This is a genomic window from Klebsiella sp. GW_Kp182, assembly GCF_040062275.1.
Lineage (GTDB): Bacteria > Pseudomonadota > Gammaproteobacteria > Enterobacterales > Enterobacteriaceae > Klebsiella > Klebsiella michiganensis.
The window spans coordinates 44,708-67,790 of record NZ_JBEAFQ010000039.1 but is presented as its reverse complement, the minus strand read 5'-3'; the positions used below and the strand labels follow the sequence as shown (position 1 = coordinate 67,790).

Sequence of the window (23,083 nt, the reverse complement as noted above, 5' to 3'; positions counted from 1 at the left end):
AAAAACCGCCTCTAATGATAATAAGAAATCGAACATCAACGCTTAAATTTGACTTTGCTTATTCCTGCGAATACGTCGAGCGATATTGCGTAAGCTGTGCCGGCGCGCCGGAGAGCTGGATCCGGGTGAGCTGACTGCATGAGTAATAGCGTCGCGTACCGCATACGCTGCCCTGATTTGCGAAGACCTCAACAATCCCGGCATCAAAACACAGGGTGACGTCGCTGACGCCGGCCACCGGCGCGCGGTAACGCCCATCGTCCCGGCCTTTTTCATATAGCGTCAGATTTTTACCCTCCTGTTCGAGGATGATTTGCTGGCCGCTATCGCCCGTTAACGTCAAACGGAAACCACCGGCAGGCATAAAGGTTACAATGCCGGCTTTACAGCCTTTCTCATTAACCCAGATATCACCGTCATCCAGCGCATGGCGGCTGACGACCAATGATTCCGGCGGCAGCTCCGGCATCATGCATAGCCGCTGCTGCGCATTGAGATGAAAGCGACGCGGGAGCGACATTTCCCCCGAGTAAGCGGAATCCACCGGTTTCTGCGTCGCCCAGTTATATAACCAGGCAAAGCCGATTCTTCGGTCGTCCTCGCCCCAGGTTTGCAGGGCGTAGAAATCCGTACCGAAATCTAAAGTCTGTAGCGGCTGCTCGGACGGCGTGAAATAGCCGTTCCGGAAAGTACCGGTCTGGGCAAAAAGCAAATTATGCCGCCCGGTTGTCGGCTCCGTATAGCCAACGACGCCGATAATTAATACCCATACGCCATCCAGGCAGAAGAAATCCGGGCATTCGACGCAGCGACCGCCGTTTTCGCGAAAATAGCCGGGAGCGACATACAGCACATGATGGAACGTCCAGCGTTCACTATCCGCAGAGTGAAAGAGCAGCATCGCCGGATCGCCGTTTACCGACGCGCCGAGGATCATATAAAAAGTGGCATCGGCCTCTTCGTACCACACTTTTGGATCGCGGAAATCGCAGTCCACGCCCGCAGGCAGGTCGGTTAAGACGGTTTTTACCCATTCCGGCTTATCGTAGTCGTCGTGCGCAACGGCCATTTTCTGCACTTCCCGGTAGCCGCGATACAGATCGTAAGCCGGGAGCCGTTCGGTATACCAGAAGCGGGTTTTTCCTTGTTTATCAATATACGCGCTGCCGGAAAACGCGCCGCCCGTCGCGCCCAGCGCCGAAAGATTCTGCTCTGGCTGGAGGAAAACCGGATAATGCCGCCAGTGATACAGATCGCGGCTCACCGCATGATTCCAGTGCATTGGGCCCCATTGGCTGGAGTGCGGATGATACTGGTAAAACAGATGCCACTCGCCGTTCTTGTAGTGCAGCCCGTTAGGGTCGTTCATCCAGCCGGTACGGGGCGAGAAATGCAATGCCGGACGCAGCGGCTCCCGCAGATACTCGTCAGCAATATCCTGACCACTCATCAGGCGCAAATCCTGCCCGGCTGTCGCGATAAAGGTAACGCCGCGCGCGCGCAGTGAATCCGGATGCCAGGTGTAACAAAGCGATATCTCGCTATATTCCGGCAGCCACTCCAGGGTGGCAACGCCGTCCTGAAACGAGGTCCAGGTAAAATACTGGAAGTAGCGCGGCGCCTCCTGAATCTTAAATACAACCTGACCGTTCACGCGAATAGAAAACAGGGGTTGCGCCGCCGGTTCGGACGCTTTCAGCCACAAATCAATGCGCTGACCTTGTTTAATATTAAATGACAGGGACATCCTGAACCTCCTGTGGTTGACCGCGACCTTTTTCCAGCTCACGTTTTGCAAGATCCGTTTTGATTTTCTCAAGGAACGCGTTATTCAGCTTGAAGTAGCGCACCAGATACGCGCTGATGAAATAACTCACCATCGGCAGCAGTGAAAACATCATGATAATGCCTTGAATGGTCTGCGAATTTTGCTGCGGCTCATTCGCGACATAGCCGGTAAACGCCAGAATCCAGGCGACGATAGCGCCGGCGACCGCCAGCCCCATTTTGAGCATAAACAGGTTTCCCGCGAAGGAGATGCCGGTCAGGCGTTTACCAAATTTCCAGTCGCCGTAGTCATCGACATCGGACATCATTGCCCACAGAATGGGGCCAGACTGAATTAAATGCAGAACGTTAATAATGATGAATAGCGTCATCAGCGGGGTCAGGGATTGCGGATCAACAAACCACAGCGCAAATGAGAGAATGCCGAGAATAATATTAATAATGCGGAACAGCGCCAGCTTATCAAAGCGATCGGTCAGCGGTTTGGCAAGCACGCTGCCCAGCATATTACAGGCCACGCCCAGCGCCATAAAGAAGGTAATAAATCCGACCGACTCTTTCATGACGTAAGTAGCATAATAGATAGTGACGCCGCCGCGGATAAATGCCGGGAAAACGTTCAGGAAGGTAATAGTGATCATCAAGAGCCACTGATCGTTTTTGATAATATCCCGCAGGTCTTTCTTCAACGACTCGTTTTGCTTAACCGACACCACCCGCTCTTTAATGCTGGAAAAGCAGAACAGGAACATCAGCGTTGCCGCACCGCCCATAATGATCATGGTTAGCTGGAAACCTGAGGCGCGGTCGCCGTTACCCAGCCAGTCCGTTAACGGCAGAATAGAGGAGGAGATAATTAATGTTGCCAGGCCATTAAGGAAAAAGCGCCACGACAGGCAGCCCATGCGCTCTTTCTGATTGAGCGTAATGACGCCGCCGACCGAGCAATAGGGAATATTAATCGCGGTATAAATCAGCGACATGACCAGATAGGTAACCCAGGCATAGATAATCTTGCCGTTCATGCTCAGTTCTGGGGTCGTGAACATCAGTACCGCGCCCAGACCAAACGGAAACGCCATCCATAATATCCATGGACGGAATTTTCCCCAGCGCGTCACGGTGCGGTCGCAGATGGCCCCCATCAGCGGATCGCTAAAAGCGTCAAAGATGCGGATAACCAGGAATAATGTGCCCACCACCCCGGCGTTCAGGCCATATACATCGGTATAAAACCACGTCAGATAGAGGGCCAGTACGCTCCATATCATTCCTGAACCAGCGTCACCCATGCCGTAGCCGATCTTCTCCCTCAGCCCCAGCTTTTCATAAGCGCTTGGCTTTTCCATTGCGGTAGCAGACATAAATATACCTATTTTTTGTTAAAAGGAGCCCATGGCGCCAAATGTCGCGCCATTTCTAAACATAAATCCCTTACAGGGAAGTAATATTAATTTTTACGCTGCTCTCACGAATAATTAACCGCGAGACAATTTCGTGCATTTCAATACTGTCCGGCTGCTGTTGATGTTTCACCATCTGAAACGCGAGGTGAGCAATTTCATTTACCGGCTGTGCAACGCTGGTGATTTTTTTAGTTTGCGCCAGCAGGGTATTATCAAAGCTGGCAATTGCAATATCTTCAGGAACGGAGATGCCCTTTTCTTTTAGCCCATCGATAATATAGTTTGCCGCAATATCGTTATACACTAACAGACATGTACAGGTTCGCGTCGGCTCGCTGAGTTTCTCGATAATGTCATCAAGAATACTAATATGGCCTGATATCTTTTCACCCTCGCCTTTGGCTATCCAGAACGAATTATCTCTAGCAAGCTTTAAACCGTGACTCGCTATTTTTTTGCTGTACGACGAGACCTTGCGGCTATCCACCCCTTCCTGGGCAACAAAGCCAAATGAAAGATGGCCCGTATGAATAAAATGTTCCGCAATACTTTCCGCCCCCCGATCCTGGTTAATCGATACGGAATTGAAGAACCGGGACACCTGGGTGACAACGGCGACCGGGATCCGGGTAATGCTTAACCATTCTGAAAGTTCGGCTTCTGCTTCTGTCGGCACCCATAGCAAGCTGTCAATGCCCATCCCCACTAAGGTCTGAATAATATGTTTATCCTGCTGCGGCTGGTTCTGATGCGTTTTAACGATCACCGATTTGCCGATATACCGGGCCTCTTCTTCCACCGTCGCCAACAGTTCACAGAAGTGAGGATTCACCAGATTAGGCAAAACCACACCAATCAGCCCTGAACATTTCCCGCTAAGCTGAAACGAACTCTTGCTGGGGACATAGCAGAGATAATCCATCGCATCACGCACCGCCTGCCGCGTTTCCGGCACGACGCTGGGATGATTGTTGAGCACTCGCGACACGGTCGCCGTCGAGACCCCAGCTCTTTTCGCTACGTCTTTAATGGATGCCATGATGATTGAATACGCCCCCTAACACTGGCGCTCACTATAAATGGCGAGCGCGGTTGAAAATGTAAGCCAGTTCACATGTTGCTTTGTTACATGGAATCACGTTTAGCCTTCGCAAATTCATCACCCTATTAGGGGTTTTTATTAAAACCTGGCGAGAATATATTACGGACACCATCAACAGGAAAGCAGAATACAGGAAGGGAGAATAAGAGATTATGCTATTGCTGCGGGATGGCGTTAGCTGGCGCGATAAATACGCAGCATGCGGGGATCCGGGGATGGCCTATGAACGCCTGGCCACGGCAGCCTACGGCGCGCGACCATTAGCGTTTAAATTGTAGAATTAAAGATGACATGCTGGGCGCGCCGAGTTTTTTCAGCGCTTTGATTTTATGCGTGCTCACGGTTTTAATCGTAATACCCAGTGATTTCCCTATGTGATGATACTGCTTTCCGCAGCACAGCATCCTGATAACTTGATACTCTTTATGGGTCAGCAGGGCCTCCCAGCGGGAGATATAATTATTACAATGGTAGCCCTTTAGTATCAGTGTAAAATATCGCCATATTTCATCTTCAGTTGAGGAAACATGATAGCGCGCATAATGCGGCAAATCGGAAAGGCTGCTCCAGAATGAGCGGAAAACAAACACGGCGATGTCTCTGGCCTGCCTTTTTAGATAATCGCCAAAAACAAACGCATCGTAGATGTTTTCTCCTTCACCAAACGTTTCCATTAGCACGCCGGAGAGCGCAATGCTCTCCATTAGCGTTTTTAAGCTTTTCAGATCATGACAAAAGTGCAGCCGAATGGCGGTCAGTGACTTTTGTTCTTGCAGGCTACTTAGCCCCAGACAGAAATAGCGATTCGGGGACATTACGGCCACATCTAAAATAGAACTCATAATGAATTAACACCATTTTATAATATATTTTTTATTTTCCGGAGTGAATTGACCACGGGCCGTGAAAATAATCAATCGGCAGCATCAGCGTATCACCAATAAACGACAGCGGCGTATCCAGAGTCCATAATGTCCCCTGAAGATAATTATAATCATACTCGCTGTCACCGCGGATCACCGCGATATCCGTTTTAACCCCTGGATACCACGTTTCGCCCTCCGCCAAAGAGGTTCTTCCCATGACGCTGCCGCAGCCCGTCAGCAGGAAACAGACAGCCATACAAACCATCGCTTTCGCATTCATATCATCTCAGCCATCAGGATAACGTCGGTACCGTGCCGGCGACGCGAATATCCATCTGCGGATAAGGAATCGCAATATGATGTTCGTCCAGCGCCTCTTTAATATTCTCCAGCAGATCGTAATAGGTATCCCAGTAGTGGGTGTTTTTCACCCACACGCGCACGGTAAAATTAAGTGACGAGGCGCCAAGTTCGGCCAGACGAACGGTGGTATCACGCTGCCGATCGATGCGTTTGTCAGCATCGATGACCGCCAGAATAACGCGCTTCACTTCCGCAATTCGGCTATCGTAGCCGACGCTAATCATCAAATCGATACGCCGGAAGGGATGGCGCGAATAGTTAACGATACTGTCGGCGATAATTTTGCCGTTCGGGATCACCACGTCTTTATTATCCGCGGTGAGTAAGGTGGTGGAAAATATATGTACGGTTTCCACCACTCCGGTAATGGCGCCGATCTGCACCAGGTTTCCGGCCCGGAAAGGACGTAGCGTGACTAACAGTACGCCAGCGGCAAAGTTTGATAGCGATCCCTGCAGCGCAAGCCCCACCGCCAGCCCCGCCGCGCCGATGACCGCAATAATTGAGGACGTTTCTATACCTAAACGGCCAAGCGCGGCGATGGCCGCAAACGCCAGCGTGATATAGCGCACCAGGGCGGCAAAGAAATGGACAACCGTAATATCTACCCTGCGCCGCAGAAGTATTTTCTCGATACCTTTAGATAATAAGGTTGAGACAACCCGGCCGATAAAAAAGAGAATACAAGCGGCAATCACGTTCCAGCCATACTGAAGAATTGTATCACCATGCCCTTTTAACCATTCCAGCGAAGAAGAGATCTCCGGAAACAAAACCACCTTAGCCATATATATTATATCTTTTCTGCGTAAAATATATGAGGAATAGTATAGAGGAATATGTGGGGATTCAATCAACTCGCGGTAATAAAACGATCGTAGATTGTAAGAATAATAAAATTATGTAATTTCTTGCTAACATCTTAATTTTGAGATGAGATAAATATCTTCAACCCGATGAGCTGAAGATATTTAAATGTCATTAAACTTAATAGTAATTAATCGTTAACTGTTCCAGCTGCTTTTGTTTATCAAGAAATGTTTTTTGCACCACGGCATTACTGACATCCAGCGAAACGCTGCTGACGTGCGCCGCGGAATAATGAGAAACGGTCTTATCGCGATAACAGAATAATTCATTTTGACCGGGCTTGTTCCAGCATCCCGACTCCACAACGGTGCCAATGAAGCGGACTTTTCCGGTATGGCCGGCGTAGCAGAAAGAAGAAGTGCAGGCGAGAAGTAAAGCCGCTGCGGCAGTGCATTTACGTGCGTCCATGGGGTAACACTCCTGTGTTGGGCATTTTTGAAATCAATTTCAAACCACAGGAGATAATTACACTGCTAATTATATTCGATCAATGCTTTTTTAGCCCCGACCCGCAATATACGTAAAAAGGCTCAGCTGCCTCTGCGACGCTGAGCCCGCGGCCATAACCGGCATCGGCACTACGATGAAAAACGCCGGTTCTCAGGATAGAGCCGCCGGGCCTCCTCGCGCAAAGCCCGGGCGTTTTTCTGTTGCCCAAGATACCGCTCGACGTTAATAAGATTGTTGTACATATCGGCGTCGTTCCACACCGCAATCCAGCGCCTGCCGATCTGGTTGAAAGCCTCCAGGTCCTCCACGTTAGCGCTCGACTGATAGCGGATGATATAGCTGAGCGCCCGATCTTTACGCAGCCTTTCGCTGCCGATGCCGATGTCATGCAGCCGCAGTACGCGGCTGGCAAAACGCTGCGGCGACTGCTGAAAAGCGGTCAGGTAGTGCCCCTGCCAGAAGGCGCAGCCGGTGAGCAGCGCGCCGTAGCAGGCCAGGATCATCAGCGCGCAGGGTACCGGCCGCGTGGAGGGCGCGGTGAATGCGGGCAGCGGCGCCTGTTCGCCGGACGGACAGCGATCGGCCAGGTTAACCAGGATAAGAACGAACAACCAGTGTACCGGCGATTGATACAGCGGATACTCCAGCTGCGTGTGCAGCAAAATGGGCATCAGGCAAGCCAGCAGCGCCAGCTGCCGTACGCCGGGGCGGCGCAGCAGTAGCCAGAATCCGCTAACGCCCAGCACCAGCAGCCCGAGCAGGGCGACCGCTCCGCCCTCGACCCACCAGAACAGCAGGTCATTATGCGGATAGGTTAACCCCGGGACCCGACGGGACAACGGCGGGACGCTATCGGCCACGAAATGGGCAAAGGACCAGGCGTATCCCCCGTAGCCCCAGCCGACGATCGGATGCTGCAGTATCATGTTCCAGGTCTGCTGCAGAATAAAAACCCGCTCAAGATTCGAGCCGTCATGTTCATGCAGGGCGTTGAGTAACGAGACCGATAGCAGGGCAAGCCCCAGCAGTACGCCGGCCACCGGCGCCAGTACGACACGCCAGCGTGCCCCGCGCGCGGCGGAGCGGCGTAACGGCGAGAAGCAAAAAATGGTCACCATCATCAGCCAGCAGACCACGCCGCCCAGCCATCCGGTGCGGGATTTCAGCAGGGTCAGCGTGGCGTAGAGCAGCCCGAGCCCGAGCGCGCTTCCCCACTGACGATATCTCTCCCTCGCGACGCTGCGGCAGACAAAGCGGACGTCGACCGTCAGCCACAGCAGCACCGCGGCGCCGGTGGCAATAAAGGAACCGGTGACGTTGCGTTGCAGAAAAACGCCGATCGCGAACTGTCCGGCCTGGCGCTGCGCCGCCTGCGCCGGCAGCGGCAGCCAAGCCGGATGGCCGATCCCCACCAGCGCATAAACCGCCTGAATCAGAGTGGCGGTGACGATCAGCCACAGTACGGTCTGCTGCTGACGCGGCGTGAGCCGACAGTTCAGCAGCAGATAATAAAACGCCACGCCCGCCCACAGGCCCGCCAGGCGCGGGAAGGCATCCAGCCGCCAGTCGGCGGAGGGGCTCCAGAGCAGGGGCAGCGTCAGCAGTAACGCCGCCAGCGCCATGCCGCGCAGGAACGGGCTGCTGCGCAGTCTCTGATGCCGCAAAAACCAGGCGCAGCCGACCATCGTGACCAGCAGCACGCCCCAGACCAGCAGCGGTTCCGGTAAATCGGCGCCGCTGCCGCCGGTGCTGGGCAGGACAATATGCATGACGCCAAGCAGGATCAGCGCCAGCATCATAAGGAGCCAGCGGGAGGCCGCCGTTTCCGGCTCTCCCCTGAGTTCTGCGTGCATCTTATTGCCCCTTCCTGGCCTGCGCATCGGGCGAAATACGCAGCGCCGGCATGGCCCGACCATAGTCGTTAAGGGTCTGCCACTGCAGCGCGCAGCCGCCCTGCGCCGGACACCACGCCACCGAGCGGCTGGAAAGCGGCGCGACCATCCCGGCCCCGGCGATACTCTGGCCGTTGGCCTGCATATTCAGCAGCGTGACGTAAAACGGCGTCGGATTCTGCACCGTTACCGTTTTACCCTGGCGCCGCCAGGTCAGCTGGCGATAAGCCTGCTGTGAATCCCCTTGTACGCCCTTCGGGCGATAAAACAGCTTCATGCGGCTGCGCACCGCAATCTGCAGGGTATTCTGCTGCTGACTGTCGGCCTGAGGGATATTGGCCACCGTGACCCAAAACAGACTTTCGCGGTCCGCCGGCAGCTGGCCGCTGGTGTACATCACGCGAATTTCATTTTCTTTGTGGCCGTTTAGCGCAAAGACCGGGGGCGTCGCCACAAAAGGCACCGCCGCGTGCGGGTCGCCATCGGCGACGATTTTGCTCAGAATCAAGTAGCGCGAGGGCGATTGATTGATCACCCGGAACGATATCGACGGCTTACCCTCATTATAAATAAAGCGGGTCCCCCCGATCACTACGCCCGCCTGCGCCTGAAGGGACAAGGCGCTGAGCGCCAGCAGTACAGCGATTTTTCTCAACATGGACAGGCTACTGATAGGTCAGGCTAAAGGTGGTCGTGGCGTCAACGCTGCCGGCGGTAACCGGGCTGCTCGTCGCTACCATCTCACCGTAAAAGGTGAGGTTCTGGCTGGTTTGCTGCGGGTCGAGCGTATATTGCCTGCTGGCGCTGTTCAGCGGCACCAGCGTACGCTGGCTGTCTAAGATCGCCACCCCGACGCCCACGGCGCTGCCCGCCTGGCTGGTTAACGCCAGCAGGGCGCTGTTGGTCGTATCCGCCTCGCCGGTAAAGGTTAATGAGACCGCCGACGCCGCGCTGCCGCAGTTTTCCAGCCCGATGGTGAACGCTATCGGCTGGGAGGCGCTGCCGGCCGCGGTAAACTGTTTCGCCGCAATGTCGCCCAGGATCACCTGCTGGTTGGCGGTATCGGTGGTCACGGTGCAGGTGTTTCCCTGGATCGTGCCGGTAATGTTTACGGTGCCGTCGTGGGCCAGCGCTGAGCAGGACAAGCCGGATAGCGATAACAGCAGGATCGTCTTTTTCATTATTGATAGCTCACATCAAAATAGAGTACCGAAGAGGCGTTGCCGGGCGTAACCGGCACCGCGGTAGCTTTATAGCGCAGGCGAAACGTCAGATCGTTATTGCCCTGGGTAATCGGGTACCCGTTATCGGTACTGTTAATCGCAATCGCGTTCATACTGCTGTCCAGCAGCTCAATCGCCACGCCGCTGGCCATTCCGCCGCCGCCGGAGGTATCGGAGAGGGCTAACAGCGATGGGTCGGAGCCGTCCGACGTGCCGCTAAAGGCCACCGTCGACTGGCTGATCGCCGAGGTGCAGTTATTTAATTTGATATCAAACTGCTTCCACTCCGAGGTATCGCCGACGTTTTTAAATATCCCAGCGCTGAAATCGCCGATATGGATAGTCTGGTTCTGGCTGGCGGTATCGATATCGCAGCTTTCCGCGACGATTGTACCGGTCATATCCAGCTCAACCTGGCCAGTATTAATATCATCGGCGATAGCGCTATGAACGCCCGCAAACGCCAGCAACAGGGGAAAGAGTGTTTTTGCCGCTTTCATCTTTTTTCCTCAGGCGAAGTCAACGCGAATATAGGCCGTCGCCGAAAAGGTCCCCTCTGCCGGGGCATTTCCGGTGGTGCTAATCGGCGCGGCATGGAAAGTCACCGTCGCCTGCAGGTTGTCGTCCAGCTGGAACGGGATCAGACCGCTGTTCGGCTCAATCACCTTGCCGCTGCTATCGGTGATCTGCACCCCGACATCATCGTTGCTGGTTTTAACCGCCGCCGGTTCATCCGCCGAGGCTTCCGCCAGGAAGCGAACCGTCAAATTAGCATTGGCCTCTATGCCATTACATTTAATGGGTACCGAAATCGTTTTTGGCGTGTAGCCGACGGGCATCTGGCCCTTGTTTTTAAACTCGCCCGACATAAATGAGCCAAAATCAACGGTCACGATTTGCCCGGCGTTAACGGAGCAGGTTTGGGGGACCGATAGTTGACCATCAATATAAGCGGTAGCCACTGGCGAGCCTTCCACAAAATCACTGCCGACGGTGTACCATAAATCAAATAATTTTATATGTGGGAAACTTACCACTCCAACAAATTTGCGATCTACTCTGAACGTAACTCTAACATCATTGCCAAAATGAAAGCCTGAAGTCACACTATTACATAACATGCCATTCCCAACGGGCTTATATAAGTCAACCAAAGGCAAAGGATAATATGTGCCGTCACCGGGGTTTTTAATTTCTCCTGCCACTGAAAGATAGTCGTTGGCTTTATAAAAATTTAAACCACCGGAGGCTCCCGACGAAACCAGATCCGTTGTTGTCCATTGATGCGTATAAAAAACCGAATCACTCTGGCAAGAACACTCAACAGAGAATGAACCGCTACTACTCGAGTTCACGGCGGGTAAAATCTCCCCGGGGACGTTTTGCGTAGGATCGGATACAACCGTATTGATATTAAAATCATACGTTCCTTTTGTAGAACCATCAGGAATATAGCATGAGCCTGAAGGATAATCGGTAGCATATACAGGAACGCTGATTAATTTTATCAAGGCCATAAGTACTATTGATAGAGTGACACATTTTTTCATTACTAGACCTTTTACTAAATATACTGTTCGGCTACTGCTTCTGTCTTTCAGATCGTTAATATTGCATCTGACGTTATTGCCTGCTCGCGATTTGCCATACCACCAATATGCCGTTTAGCGTTTTTTACGCTTCAGGCAAAGTCAACGCGAATATAGGCCGTCGCCGAAAAGGTCCCCTCTGCCGGGGCGTTTCCGGTGGTGCTAATCGGCGCGGCGTGGAAGGTCACCGTCGCCTGCAGGTTATCATCCAGCTGGAACGGGATCAGACCGCTGTTCGGCTCAATCACCTTGCCGCTGCTATCGGTGATCTGCACCCCGACATCGTTGTTGCTGGTCTTAATCGCCGCCGGTTCATCCGCCGAAGCGTCCGCCTGGAAACGGACCGTCAAATTAGCATTAGCCTCTATGCCGTTACATTTAATCGGTACCGAAATCGTTTTTGGCGTATAGCCGACGGGCATCTGGCCCTTATTTTTAAATTCGCCCGACATAAATGAGCCAAAATCGACGGTCACGATTTGCCCGGCGTTAACGGAGCAGGTTTGGGGCACCGATATTTGACCATCAATATAGGCTGAAGCTACGGGTGCACCTTTTATAAAATCACTGCCGACGGTGTACCATAAATCAAATATTTTTACATGGGGGAAATTCATCACCCCAACAAATTTCCGATCTATTCTGAACGTAACTCTAATATTATCACCGGTGTTGAAATCTGATCTAACCTCGTTACACGGCATTGCTGCACCTGCAGGTTTATAATGGTTAGTCCACGGTAAAGGATAATATTTTCCATCAGACATGTCTTTTATTTCAGACGCAACAGAAATATAGTCATTAACCTTATAAAAGGTTAAACTCCCGGAGTTTCCTGTTGAAACAAGATCCGTTGTTGTCCACTGATGTGTATAAAAGGTTGAACCTTCCTGGCAAGAACACTCAAGCGAGAATGTTCCACTACTGGTAGAAACTATAGCGGGTAAAACTTCTCCAGCTGTATTTTGCGTAGGATCGGGTACGACCTCACTGATATTAAAATCATAGTTTTCTGCTGCATGTCCATCAGGAACGTAGCATGAGCCCGAAGGATAAGTTGTAGCATATGCTGGAAGGCTAATTATTTTTATCAAGGCCATTAGCGCGATTGAGAGTGTGATAATACGTTTCATTACTGGCACCGTTCACTGACTTTATTCACCGGCTGCTGCTTCGCGCTTTCCGGAAGTTGATATTTCACCCTGCAGTGCTGTCCGGCGCTCTCGCCCCACTGCACTTCCAGCATGCCGTTCAGCGGCAGCCCGGCGAGGTACACCTGGCCGTCGTCGCCGACGATGGTGCTATTGCCCGCCTTCTGGCTGACCGTGGCGCCGAACGGCACCGGCTTGCCGTTATGCATCAGGGTCATCAGCGCACGCACCCCGACGTGGGCGTTAAATTCGGCGCGCACCAGCGCCCCCTGGGTCGGCACCACGTTGGTGACCGCGTCTTCAATATCGACGTTCTGTCCCATGGAGTTGGTATTGAGCGCCACGCGGTTCTGGCGATAGGTGGTGGCGTACGGGATCACCGCGTAGCCGCGCCAGTCGGTTTTCACCCCGGTGGCGTTTTCCAGCTCGACGCCGGCCGCCCCCGGCGCTTTCACCAGAATGTTGGTGTCGCCGAGCGGCTGGCTAAGGGTAACGCCGTTGCGGTGAACCACCACGCCGCCGCTGACCCCGTAGTTCACCTGGTGGTAGCCGTCGCTGTAGTTGTAGCCCGCCTGCAGGTTACCGTAGGTGCCCTGATAGCTCATGTTGGCGTTGCCGCTGTTGCTGGTGCCGTGGTTGCCGTCACTCTCCTGCACGTTATAGCTCAGGTTGTTATCCGCCAGCAGCGTCCCGTTGATGCCGGTAGTACCCGTGGTCTTACCGTGCTGATCGGTGGTGGTGCCAAAGCTCATATTGGTGGTGTTGGCCGAACGGTAGATATCCGCGCTATGGTTGCTGGAGAGCCACTGGCCAATCGGCAGCGAAATATTAAAGGCGTAGATCTGGTCCGCCTCCTCTTCCCCCGGCGACTTGTCATAGTTCCACGTCAGGCTATAGGAGATGCCGTTCCAGCTGCCGTTATAGCCCACCTGCAACATGCGATCTTTCTCATCGGTGTGCCAGTAGGTCTGTTCGGAGCCGGTGACAAAAATCGAGCCGATTTTGCCGACCTGCTGCGAAATATTAAGCTGCGCTTTGCCTTTTTTGGTGTAGTAGAGATCGTAGTAATCGGTCCACACCGGCTTATCCTGCTTACCGTCGTGATCCTCATCTTTCCACTCATTGTCACCGGTATAGCCGCTCATGTTTTTATACGTCGTCTCGTCGAGGGTGTAGAACCCCTCCGTCGAGTAGCGGTAGCCCAGCAGCTGGAAGTTGGTGCCGAGATCGTTCAGCGCCTTGGCGTAGAGGAAGCGTACCGACTGACCGTCGTGCTGGCTGCCGTCGGCGAGGGTGCTGTTTGCCTGGGTAATATCGGCGGAGATCGCGCCGAAATCCCCCATGTTCAGCCCGGCGCCCAGCGCGAAGGCGTGGTAGTCGTTGCTGACCTGCGAACCGCCGTACAGCGTGAAGCCATGCGGCAAGCCGTAGATTGCCGTTCCCTGGGCAAAATTGACCTCATCCTGATCATCGTTGGTGCTGCGGTATTTACCGGCGGTCAGGGCGTATTTCAGTCGTCCTTCGCGCTGCAGCAGCGGCACCGCGGAGTACGGCACGGTAAAGGTATTTTCGCTGCCGTCGCTCTCTTTTACCGTCACCTGCAGGTCGCCGCTCGACGAGGTCGGGTAGAGATCGTTGATGGCGAAGGCGCCCGGCGAGACGTAGGTCTGGTAGATAACGTAGCCGTTCTGCTTAATGGTGACCCTGGCGTTGCTCTTCGCGATACCGCGGACCGTCGGCGCAAAGCCCTTCAGGCTGTCCGGCAGCATGTTGTCATCGGAGGCAATCTGGACGCCGCGAAAGCCGAGGCTGTCGAAAACGTCCGACGGGGTGTAGCTTTCCCCGAGCGTAAGCTCCGCCTTCAGCGGCGCAATCGTACGCTCGACGTAGGTGCTGATATGCTCCCACTTATTCTCCGTTTCACCCTCGCCGCTGGTGTAGTTCCAGGTGGAGTAGTCGCGCAGGCGCCAGGCGCCGAGGTTCAGGCCGCTTTGCAGGTTGAGATAGTAGCTGTCTTCTTTGGTATCACCCCCGCTGTTGCCGCCGGTGAAGTCATAGTTCAGCAGCAGCGCGTTGATCCCCTGGTCCCACTCTTCCGGGGGGATATACCCGCGCGCGCTCTGCTTCAGCGCCGCCTGCGGCACGCTGATGTTCAGCTGCTGATGCTCAAAGTCGAACTCGGTGGAGGATTCCGGTATGGCGGCAAAGGGCACGCACTGCTCCGGCGCCAGCTTCGCCAGGTCCGGGAAGGCTTTGGTATTGACCCCCATCTGTTCCAGACGCGCGGTGGTAAAGCACGGCGCCAGCCCGGTATCATCCTGGCCGCCTTTTGCCGCTTTAAAGTTTACGTCTTCGGTGGAGACCAGCTGCTTATTCAGATAAATATCAACGTGATATTTACCCGGGGCCTGGCTATCGCCCTTTTCAAAATGCGAAAGATCGGCCACCGCGTTAGGGTCGTCCGATAAGAATGCGGGGTTAAAATAGTTATCCGCCAGCGCGGATAACGGTAATGCCGATAAGGTTGCCGGCAAAATAATACGGTATACCCGACGCCGGGCAAATAGAACCTGCATCACCGCGAGGGTGATATATTTTATTTTTAACGTCATTATTTTGCCGACCTGTTTATTATTCTATTATGGCTTTCTGTTCGGGCGAGTTTGCCCCGTAATCATTAATGGTCTGGAAGGTGATATTTCCCTGCGCGTTCGCCGGCAGTTTTAAATCCGCTTGCGACATCGGCGCCACCATTGTCGTCGGTAACGTTGCGGTACCGGCGTGAATCTGTACCAGCGTCATATAATAGGGCGTGGGATTTTTCACCGTCAGGGTATTACCGCTTTCGTGGAAGCGCAGCTTCGCCGGCGCATCGATCGAGGCCATCGGCAGATTTTTCGGGCGGACAAAAAGTTTAATCCGGCTCAGCACCGCGATCTGCAGGGTATTTTTCCCTTTGGTGTCTTTTGCCGCCGAGGGAATCGCTTTAACGTTCACCCAATAGAGGCTTTCGCGATCCGCCGGCAGATTATTCGGCCCGACGTACATAATGCGCAGCGTATTTTCTTTCTGCGGCTTCATCACAAACAGCGGCGGGGTGATGACAAAATCGCTGCTTTTACTTTCGCTGGCGTTTTCCACCCATGACTGAATTAAAAAGGTGGCCTTCGGGTCGGTATTATTCACCGCCAGTGAGACCTGATTATTGCCCTGCGGATAGATGACGCGGGTGGAACCTAATGATACCCCGCCGTTCGCCGCGGCGTGCGCCTGGGTTTCGGTTTGCGCCTGCGCCGCGGGCGCGGCCAGACCGGCACCGGCTAACGCCAGCGCAACCAGAGACAGGCGGGAAAAAGAAATAACGGACATAAAGTGCCTTTCACAATAAAGATTTGCCGCGGACGGCATCAGGAAATTACAAATAGGTTAACGTGAACCAGGTTTGTGCGTTTGCATCCCCTGCCACGACGGTTCTCGAGGTCGCGCGATATTTGGCGACAAAATTGAGTACGGTCGTATTGTCCTGAATAGCGGTAAAATTCATCGGCTGCGTGTTCGGGATAATTTGATTTCCCTGATTATCAAAAATGCCTAACCCGACGCCCTGCGCGCTCTGCGCACCGTCGGTCACCGCCAGTACCCCCGGATCTTTGCCATCCGTCAGGCCGCGAAAGGCCACGCTAACTTGCTGGCTCACCGTGGTATCGCAATCCTTCAGCGTAATGGTAAACGCCTGCGGATCTGTCCAGCTTCCCAGCCCATGAAATTCATTGGAGCGCACCTGCCCCATCTCAACGGTTAAATCCTCGCTACCGGCATCCACCGCGCAGGCGGCATTGACCACGGCGCCCTGAAACTCAACGTCGCCGCCCTTTACCGTTACCACGTGGTGGTTGCCCGCCTGTGCCAGAGCGGGAAACAAAAACGCCCCCGCGAGGGAAAACGCCTTCAGCCGTTGTGTAGTGAAATTCATATCTACTCCTTTCAATGACACAGCCGCCGTCCCTGGCACAGGATCCCTAAATGAAAATGACTGGCGTAACCTTACTGGTAAGTCACGTTGAACGTAGCGGTGGTGTCCACGCTACCGGCAGTCGCGGTATCCGCAGTCTGGTAGTAGTCAGCGGAGAAGTTCAGGGTGTTGTCGCCGTCGATCAGCGTAACTGCCTGAGACGCGGTACCCAGATCCAGCGCAGAGCCGTCTTTGTCATAAATCTGGATGCCCACGCCTGCCGCGCTACCCGCGCCAGAGGTGTTGTCCAGCACGCCAGCTTCGCCCGCCGCCGCGTTGCCGTCGAAGGTCACAGATGCCTGAGAAGCGACGGTGGTATCGCAGTCAGCCAGCTTGATGCTGAACGGGGTTTTCTGGTTAGCAACGGAGTCTTTACCGGTGAGGGCAGCCAGACGAACCTGACCCATGTTCACAATCTGGTTGCTGGTGTCTGCGGTTACCGCACAGGCTGCATCGACAACAGAGCCTTTAAACTCAACGGTGCCGCCCTGAACGGTGGAAGAAGACCCGCTGGTCGGTAAAGCAGCCATCGCAGAAGAAATACCGCCAGCCATAACCATTGCCAGAACGACGCTTTTTACCATAAATGCTTTTTTCATTTTTAATCCATACACATTAAATTGATTTTGTATTCCCTCATTAATTACCGTTTACTTTTTTATGGCCGAAGCAATTACCAGGGAACGTTCCCCGCGGCGATAAAAAAGACGGTTTAAATATAAGAAGACACTCCGTGTTGTCCTGGGAATAATTCTTACAGAGAATTTTATTAATCTAAATCAATTTTTTCGTCCAAAACTGGACATTCGAAAATGATGCAAGTCAATAATGATAATTACGTATAAAAATCATGATGTTAATAATTCAAAGAGCTGGTGCGTCTAAAAAACAGGCGTTGTTGTTAGCATTCTGTTATGAACTTATTTAAAAATCGATAGGAATTCGTTTATTAATTCCCTTCAGCACGCCTCGATGGACGCTGATATACTCCCCCTTGCGCAGTTCAGACAGGACGTACAGTATTCCGCTGCGGGAAAGATTGGTGCGCCGCTGGATAAAATTGAGCACGTTAATCTGCTCGCGATATTCCTCAGGATAGGAGCCGAGTTCCAGGATCAACGTCCGGATCATGATGAATGATTCCACGCCAATAAACTCCTTCTCGCGGATGGCCATAACCAATAACCGATGGGCCAGAATCCGGGCGATATCATGCCAGAGATTTTGCTCGTCCATAATCTCCACAAACTTAGCAAGCGGAACCAATTGACCAGAGCAAGATGTTTCCGCAGAGAAAAAGTGCTTCGGCCTGGCCTCTACGTCGTAAAAGGTACTATATCCATCAATCAGCCCCAGTACCGAGGGGGAAAATAGCGTGGTTATCGCCATATTATTTTCACTATGGCAAACCACGCCGGTCCCCTCAAGCAGGAGTAATATATTCGCGTTATTTTCAGTATCGCAAAATTCAAATCGCTCGTCCGGCTGCAGCTCAAACGGCGTGCTAACCGGCAGCAGCGCCTGCATAATACGCTGGATCGCCAACAAAGGCCGAGTATTACGGCCAAACGCAAAGGAGCGTAAGGCACCACGGTCAAAATCTTCGTCGATAATAAACATTTTTTTCTCATTTTTGGCCTGCGACATTACTCAATTAAAATACTAGCACCAAATTTAAAGGAAATAAAAAAATTAAAACACCCTTTAAGTTCAATAGTTTAACATCATCATTCTATTTTTAAGTTGCCGCTCCCCCTGGTGATATATCGACAAAAGCATTTCTCTTTTTTTGCATGCAAAAAATACGCTCACCGGGGAGAAATCCATTCCTTTCGCCATCCATAAGCTATAAATTCATTCACATAAAAACCACATAAAAATGCTATAAAAAATCACATTATCATAAAAAATAATGGCTAAAATGATAATTAATAAGCCAGTAAATAACCATATTAACGCGTGCTCTCCTCCGCCAAAAAAGACGCAAAAAATGAATAAAAAATCGAAAAATAACGATGGCAAACGTTTGTCTGATTATAGTGGAAGGGGCTAACTTTCACGGGAAATAAGCATTCTGCGTAACGCGCGCAGTACCCTGGCAATGAATAGTCAGGCAAAAGCATCATGATGTCCCGGCGGAAATGCGTCCCCGCAGGCAGATTGCGCGACGTCTACCCGGGAGGGGGCATGAAGCGCCCGCCCGGCGCCGCGACAATTTACGCTGTAAACAGCTGAAATTTCTCTTTATCGCTATCGGCGATCGCTCTTAATACCCGGCAGGGGACCCCAGCGGCGACCACGTTCGCCGGTATGGAACGGTTCACCACGCTGCCAGCGCCAATGACCGAGTTTTTTCCGATGGTGACGCCTGGGTTGATAATCACCCCGGTGCCCAGCCAGACGCCGTCTTCAATCACCACCGGCTGAGAGAACTGCTGCTGGGTGTGCCGCAGATCCGGATGAATCGGATGGCCGGCGGTGGAAATGGTCACGTTGGGCGCAAACATCACGTTATTGCCGATGATAATGTCGGCATCATCGACCAGCGTCAGGTTGAAGTTCGCGTAAAAATTATCGCCAATGGTGGTGTGGGTGCCGTAGGCCACATGAATCGGAGGCTCTATCCAGCACTGCTCGCCCACGGCGGCGAACATCCGCTGAATAATGTCGTTTCTTAATTCCTGATTAAAGGGGTGCGAGTGGTTGTATTCGTAAGCTCGCGCCTTGCCCATCAGCCGCTGCTGCGGTAACCCATATCCTGAATCAAGATAAAGCTCGCCGCTGTTCATTCTTTCCTTCATATCCATGGTCAATATTTCCTCATTTATCAATCACATCCTTGTGAATTATCGGACTGTTTTCTACACCGTCATCGCGCTATCGCTCATCTTTTCCGACGTGGCCTTACCCGATAAGGTAAAGGCGGAGATTAACGTGACGCTCAGGGCGATGCCGCCAAGGATCATATAGGTATCCTGGAAACCGATACGGTCATACATATTCCCGGCAAAAGCGGAGAGAAAGATCGCCGCCACCTGTTTGGAAAACTGGAAACCAACCAGGTAAATCGTCGCCGACAGGCGGACGTCAAACACGCCGGTAATATATTTAAACGCGCCTACCAGCAGGAACGGGACTTCCAGCGCATGAAGCATTTTCAGCGCCACCACTTCAGCGGCCGTCGTGGCGAACGATGATCCGATCATCCTTGCCGCCATCACCATGCCGGCAATCAGCAGGGTATTCTTCGCGCCAATGCGGTTAATAATCCACGGCGAGCTGAACATAATAATCGCGTTGCATATTTCCCCGGCGGTGGTCGCAAAACCAAAGGCGCGGGTGCCCGATTCCGGGGTGGCAAAGAAGGATTTAAAGAAGGTGGCGAACTGCTGATCGAAAACGTCATAGACGCAGGCGACGCCGATGACGTAGAGAATAAACATCCACATTTTGCGCTGACGGAACATGCGTACGGCGGTTTTTAAATCCACCGATGAGCGGTTAGCGCCCAGCGAGTCCATCACCTGTGCGCTCTGGCTGGCCTGCGGTTTCGCGATGGCCACCAGCACGACCAGTACCAGCGCGGCGGCCGACCCCATCCAGAACACCCACTCGGGGTTAACGCTGAACAGCATCCCCGCCGTGGTGGCGCACAGCGCCCAGCCGAGGCAGCCAAAAGTCCGCGCTTTGCCGTACTCAAACCCGCTATTGCGGCTCACGCGTTCGATATAGGCTTCCATCGCCCCGGCGCCGGCGGAGAACACAAAGCCGATGTAGGCCCCGCCGCTCAGCGCCCCGAGCCAGATATTGGTTTTCAGCAGCGGCGCAAAAACGTAAAGGAAAAAGGGCGCGATCAGCACCAGCAGCACCGTCACGATCCACATCAGATGCTTTTTCAGCCCCAGCTTATCGGAGATCACGCCCAGTATCGGCTGAAAACAGATGGCAAACAGCGACAGGCTGGAGAAAACAATGCCGGTCTCGGTTTTATTCAGGCCGATGACGTCCGATAGCCAGATCGGCAAAAACGGAAAGCAGGTGGCCATGATGAAAAAGTAGAGAAAGAAGAACAGCCCGAAAATCCAGAAATTGGGGTTGTTTTTATGGGTACAGACGGTCGGGTTCATGGTGTATTCCTCAAAAAGGGCCGACGCGCGGCCCGTCGTCATTACACGCGTTGCAGGCCAATCAAAATGGCGCTTTCCGGATCGAGGACTGGCAGCGCCAGCCCCGCCTGTTGCAACCACTCACCGCTGACGGTCTGCGGCGTCGTCATCCATTCCGGCAGCTTACGCATGGTATGGCCGCCCTCTCCCGTAATCTGAATATCGGGATGGTCGAGCAGCGTCACCTCGTAACGGGCGCCCGCGTCCAGCCCCGCCACGCGCAGCGGCGCCATCAGGGTGTAGTCCGGCATCGCCAGCTGGCTGACGAGGAAAATCGCCCGATGCCGATCCTCGCTCACCACGCCGTGCGCAAGGGTTGTAGCGTCCGGCATATCGATACGCCACTGCACGCCGTGATGAATGACATCGCGCCACTGCTTATGCAGCGCCGCGTATTTGCGATAGCCCGCGCGCTCCTGCTCATCGGCGGTCACCGGGTCCAGCTCAAGCCCCATATGACCGAACAGCGCCGTCAGGCCACGAAACGCAATGCTGTGCTGGCGGAAGGTGGCGTGGCAGCGGCGGTTGCCGATGTGCGCGCCCATCACTTCCGGCGGGAAGAAGTAGCTCATGCCGCGCTGGATGGTGCTGCGCTCAAGGGCATCGTTATTGTCGGAAGCCCAGAAACGATGGCTGCGCTTCAGCACTTCATAATCGATACGCCCGCCGCCGGAGGAGCAGGATTCAAATTCAATATGCGGGAAGCGGGCCACCAGCGTATCCAGCAGACGATAGAACTGGCGAGTTTGCGCATCGGCGGCGGCTTTGCCGTTATGGGCAGGCTGCACCAGCTCGCGATTCATATCCCACTTCACATAGTCCACCGCGTGTTCGCCCAGCAGCCAGCTCATCCGTTCCAGCAGATAATCAAAGGCTTCAGGGATATTCAGGTTCAGGACAAACTGATGACGCCCGGGGATCGGCGTATAGCCCGGCAGCGCCAGCAGCCAGTCGGGATGGGCGCGGTATAAATCGGAGTTCGGGTTAATCATCTCTGGCTCAACCCAGATGCCGAACTCCATCCCCAGCGACTTCACATGGTCGATAACCGGGGCCAGACCGTCAGGGTATTTTTCCTCATCAAGATACCAGTCGCCGAGCGCCGCCCAATCGTCGTTGCGCCCTTTAAACCAGCCGTCATCAATGATAAAGCGCTCCACGCCCAGCTCCGCCGCCTCATCCGCCATGCGCATGATGTACTGCGGGTCGTGGTCGAAATAGATCCCTTCCCAGGTATTGAGATGCACCGGGCGCGGCTTGTTGTCCGGGAAGCGAATAATCTGTTCGCGCAGATAGCGGTGGAACTGCTGGCTCATGCCGTTCAGCCCCTGCGCCGAATAGCTGGCGTAGAGGTTCGGCGTCCACAGCGTTTCCCCTTCCGCCAGCGCCATTTCGCCCGCCAGATAGAGCGCTTCCGCCTGCAGGTAGCGGCGACCGTCGGTTTTCACTTCCGCCCGCAGGCGGTGGTTACCGCTCCAGCCCAAATGCACGCCCCACACTTCGCCCTGCATCTCGCTAAAAGCGCGACTGCCGGTAATCAGCGCTGGAAAATGTTCGTGAGAAGTGCGTCCACGACGGTTTTCCAGCACAAAGCTGTCGTGTTCAAGGGTCAGACGATGGGGCTGGAATTCGCGGATCCAGCGGCCATGAAAGGCCATGACTTCGCGGGCGCGCTCGGCGACCGGCAGCGTGACCGCCAGGCGGTCCACCTGCCACGGCTGCGGGCGCAGGTTGGTTAAACCATGACGAACGCTGAGCACGCCGCTGCTATCAAGCTGAATTTCACTGCACAGCCGCAGGCCCGCCTGCGCGTCTTCGCTGAGAAGGGTTAAATTCTGCCCATCCTGCACCACCTCGGTCGTGGTAAACATCGGTGAGGCGTCCAGCCCCTGGCGGTGACCTTCAATGCCCGGCGCGCCAAACAGACCGTGGCCCAGTTCGGCCATTAAGGTTACCGGGGAATCGACGTCGAGGCGGCCATTGGCCACCGGGCGGGCGATGCTGGCCGCATCCTGCGGCGAAAAGTGGCTTAAATGCGGCCCCCAGTAGATAATTTCGGCGAATGGACGGGTTTTGATCACCACATCGGCCGCTGCGCTTTGCAGGCGTAAAATCGAATCAGACATGAGACATCTCCACAACAAGGAATGCCTTACTGTTGATCCGAAACGTTTCGGGTGCCAACCAAAACGTTTCGGATCCGTG

21 protein-coding genes are annotated in these 23,083 nt (G+C 53.8%); all 21 read right to left on the bottom strand.

Features of this window, described 5'->3' with window-relative positions:
• Nucleotides 1-58: 58 nt before the first annotated feature.
• Nucleotides 59-1,747, bottom strand: a complete 1,689-nt coding sequence (locus ABLU88_RS16625; RefSeq protein WP_049079701.1) for a glycoside hydrolase family 32 protein — start codon at nucleotides 1,745-1,747, stop codon at nucleotides 59-61.
• Nucleotides 1,731-3,152, bottom strand: coding sequence for an MFS transporter (locus ABLU88_RS16620; RefSeq protein WP_032751738.1), 1,422 nt, complete (start codon nucleotides 3,150-3,152; stop codon nucleotides 1,731-1,733). Before ABLU88_RS16620 ends, ABLU88_RS16625 begins: the two co-directional genes overlap by 17 nt.
• A gap of 70 nt (nucleotides 3,153-3,222) precedes the next feature.
• Nucleotides 3,223-4,233: a LacI family DNA-binding transcriptional regulator gene (locus tag ABLU88_RS16615; protein ID WP_025106553.1), complete on the bottom strand. Its 1,011-nt coding sequence runs from the start codon at nucleotides 4,231-4,233 to the stop codon at nucleotides 3,223-3,225.
• A gap of 323 nt (nucleotides 4,234-4,556) precedes the next feature.
• The gene (locus ABLU88_RS16610) at nucleotides 4,557-5,138 is read right to left on the bottom strand and encodes a helix-turn-helix transcriptional regulator (RefSeq protein WP_080528435.1); all 582 of its coding nucleotides are present in this window, start codon (nucleotides 5,136-5,138) and stop codon (nucleotides 4,557-4,559) included.
• 31 nt (nucleotides 5,139-5,169) lie between these two features.
• Complete coding sequence (locus tag ABLU88_RS16605) at nucleotides 5,170-5,418, bottom strand: YceK/YidQ family lipoprotein (RefSeq protein ID WP_223852521.1); 249 nt, start codon at nucleotides 5,416-5,418, stop codon at nucleotides 5,170-5,172.
• A gap of 37 nt (nucleotides 5,419-5,455) precedes the next feature.
• Complete coding sequence (gene mscS / locus ABLU88_RS16600; RefSeq protein ID WP_032751741.1) at nucleotides 5,456-6,313, bottom strand: small-conductance mechanosensitive channel MscS; 858 nt, start codon at nucleotides 6,311-6,313, stop codon at nucleotides 5,456-5,458.
• A 199-nt stretch (nucleotides 6,314-6,512) separates the two neighbouring features.
• Nucleotides 6,513-6,803 carry a hypothetical protein gene (locus ABLU88_RS16595; RefSeq protein WP_025106549.1) on the bottom strand — a complete coding sequence of 97 codons (291 nt, stop codon included), beginning with the start codon at nucleotides 6,801-6,803 and terminating at the stop codon, nucleotides 6,513-6,515.
• Between the two features lie 170 nt (nucleotides 6,804-6,973).
• The gene (locus ABLU88_RS16590) at nucleotides 6,974-8,698 is read right to left on the bottom strand and encodes a Wzy polymerase domain-containing protein (RefSeq protein WP_348837169.1); all 1,725 of its coding nucleotides are present in this window, start codon (nucleotides 8,696-8,698) and stop codon (nucleotides 6,974-6,976) included.
• A gap of 1 nt (nucleotide 8,699) precedes the next feature.
• The gene (locus ABLU88_RS16585) at nucleotides 8,700-9,395 is read right to left on the bottom strand and encodes a molecular chaperone (protein WP_064358707.1); all 696 of its coding nucleotides are present in this window, start codon (nucleotides 9,393-9,395) and stop codon (nucleotides 8,700-8,702) included.
• A 7-nt stretch (nucleotides 9,396-9,402) separates the two neighbouring features.
• On the bottom strand, nucleotides 9,403-9,918 hold the full coding sequence (locus ABLU88_RS16580) for a fimbrial protein (RefSeq protein ID WP_109241094.1): 516 nt from the start codon (nucleotides 9,916-9,918) through the stop codon (nucleotides 9,403-9,405).
• Nucleotides 9,918-10,460, bottom strand: a complete 543-nt coding sequence (locus ABLU88_RS16575) for a fimbrial protein (protein ID WP_032751744.1) — start codon at nucleotides 10,458-10,460, stop codon at nucleotides 9,918-9,920. The genes ABLU88_RS16580 and ABLU88_RS16575 overlap by 1 nt, the downstream gene beginning before the upstream one ends.
• 9 nt (nucleotides 10,461-10,469) lie before the next feature.
• Complete coding sequence (locus ABLU88_RS16570; RefSeq protein WP_177954340.1) at nucleotides 10,470-11,510, bottom strand: fimbrial protein; 1,041 nt, start codon at nucleotides 11,508-11,510, stop codon at nucleotides 10,470-10,472.
• Nucleotides 11,511-11,641: 131 nt separating this feature from the next.
• Nucleotides 11,642-12,682, bottom strand: a complete 1,041-nt coding sequence (locus tag ABLU88_RS16565; protein WP_177954339.1) for a fimbrial protein — start codon at nucleotides 12,680-12,682, stop codon at nucleotides 11,642-11,644.
• Nucleotides 12,682-15,312: a fimbrial biogenesis usher protein gene (locus ABLU88_RS16560; protein ID WP_224266288.1), complete on the bottom strand. Its 2,631-nt coding sequence runs from the start codon at nucleotides 15,310-15,312 to the stop codon at nucleotides 12,682-12,684. The genes ABLU88_RS16565 and ABLU88_RS16560 overlap by 1 nt, the downstream gene beginning before the upstream one ends.
• Nucleotides 15,313-15,331: 19 nt before the next feature.
• On the bottom strand, nucleotides 15,332-16,069 hold the full coding sequence (locus ABLU88_RS16555; protein WP_025106542.1) for a fimbria/pilus periplasmic chaperone: 738 nt from the start codon (nucleotides 16,067-16,069) through the stop codon (nucleotides 15,332-15,334).
• A 46-nt stretch (nucleotides 16,070-16,115) separates the two neighbouring features.
• Nucleotides 16,116-16,673: a fimbrial protein gene (locus ABLU88_RS16550; protein WP_014227395.1), complete on the bottom strand. Its 558-nt coding sequence runs from the start codon at nucleotides 16,671-16,673 to the stop codon at nucleotides 16,116-16,118.
• 71 nt (nucleotides 16,674-16,744) lie between these two features.
• A complete protein-coding gene (locus ABLU88_RS16545) occupies nucleotides 16,745-17,311 on the bottom strand; it encodes a fimbrial protein (RefSeq protein ID WP_025106540.1) in 567 nt (188 codons plus the stop codon).
• Between the two features lie 325 nt (nucleotides 17,312-17,636).
• Entirely contained in the window at nucleotides 17,637-18,332 is a 696-nt protein-coding gene (locus ABLU88_RS16540) for a winged helix-turn-helix transcriptional regulator (protein WP_029946898.1), read from the bottom strand.
• A gap of 596 nt (nucleotides 18,333-18,928) precedes the next feature.
• Nucleotides 18,929-19,519, bottom strand: coding sequence for a maltose acetyltransferase domain-containing protein (locus ABLU88_RS16535; protein ID WP_032751746.1), 591 nt, complete (start codon nucleotides 19,517-19,519; stop codon nucleotides 18,929-18,931).
• Nucleotides 19,520-19,573: 54 nt separating this feature from the next.
• Nucleotides 19,574-20,839 carry an MFS transporter gene (locus ABLU88_RS16530; RefSeq protein WP_064380949.1) on the bottom strand — a complete coding sequence of 422 codons (1,266 nt, stop codon included), beginning with the start codon at nucleotides 20,837-20,839 and terminating at the stop codon, nucleotides 19,574-19,576.
• 41 nt (nucleotides 20,840-20,880) lie between these two features.
• On the bottom strand, nucleotides 20,881-23,004 hold the full coding sequence (locus tag ABLU88_RS16525; protein WP_224266524.1) for an alpha-galactosidase: 2,124 nt from the start codon (nucleotides 23,002-23,004) through the stop codon (nucleotides 20,881-20,883).
• Nucleotides 23,005-23,083: the final 79 nt, after the last annotated feature.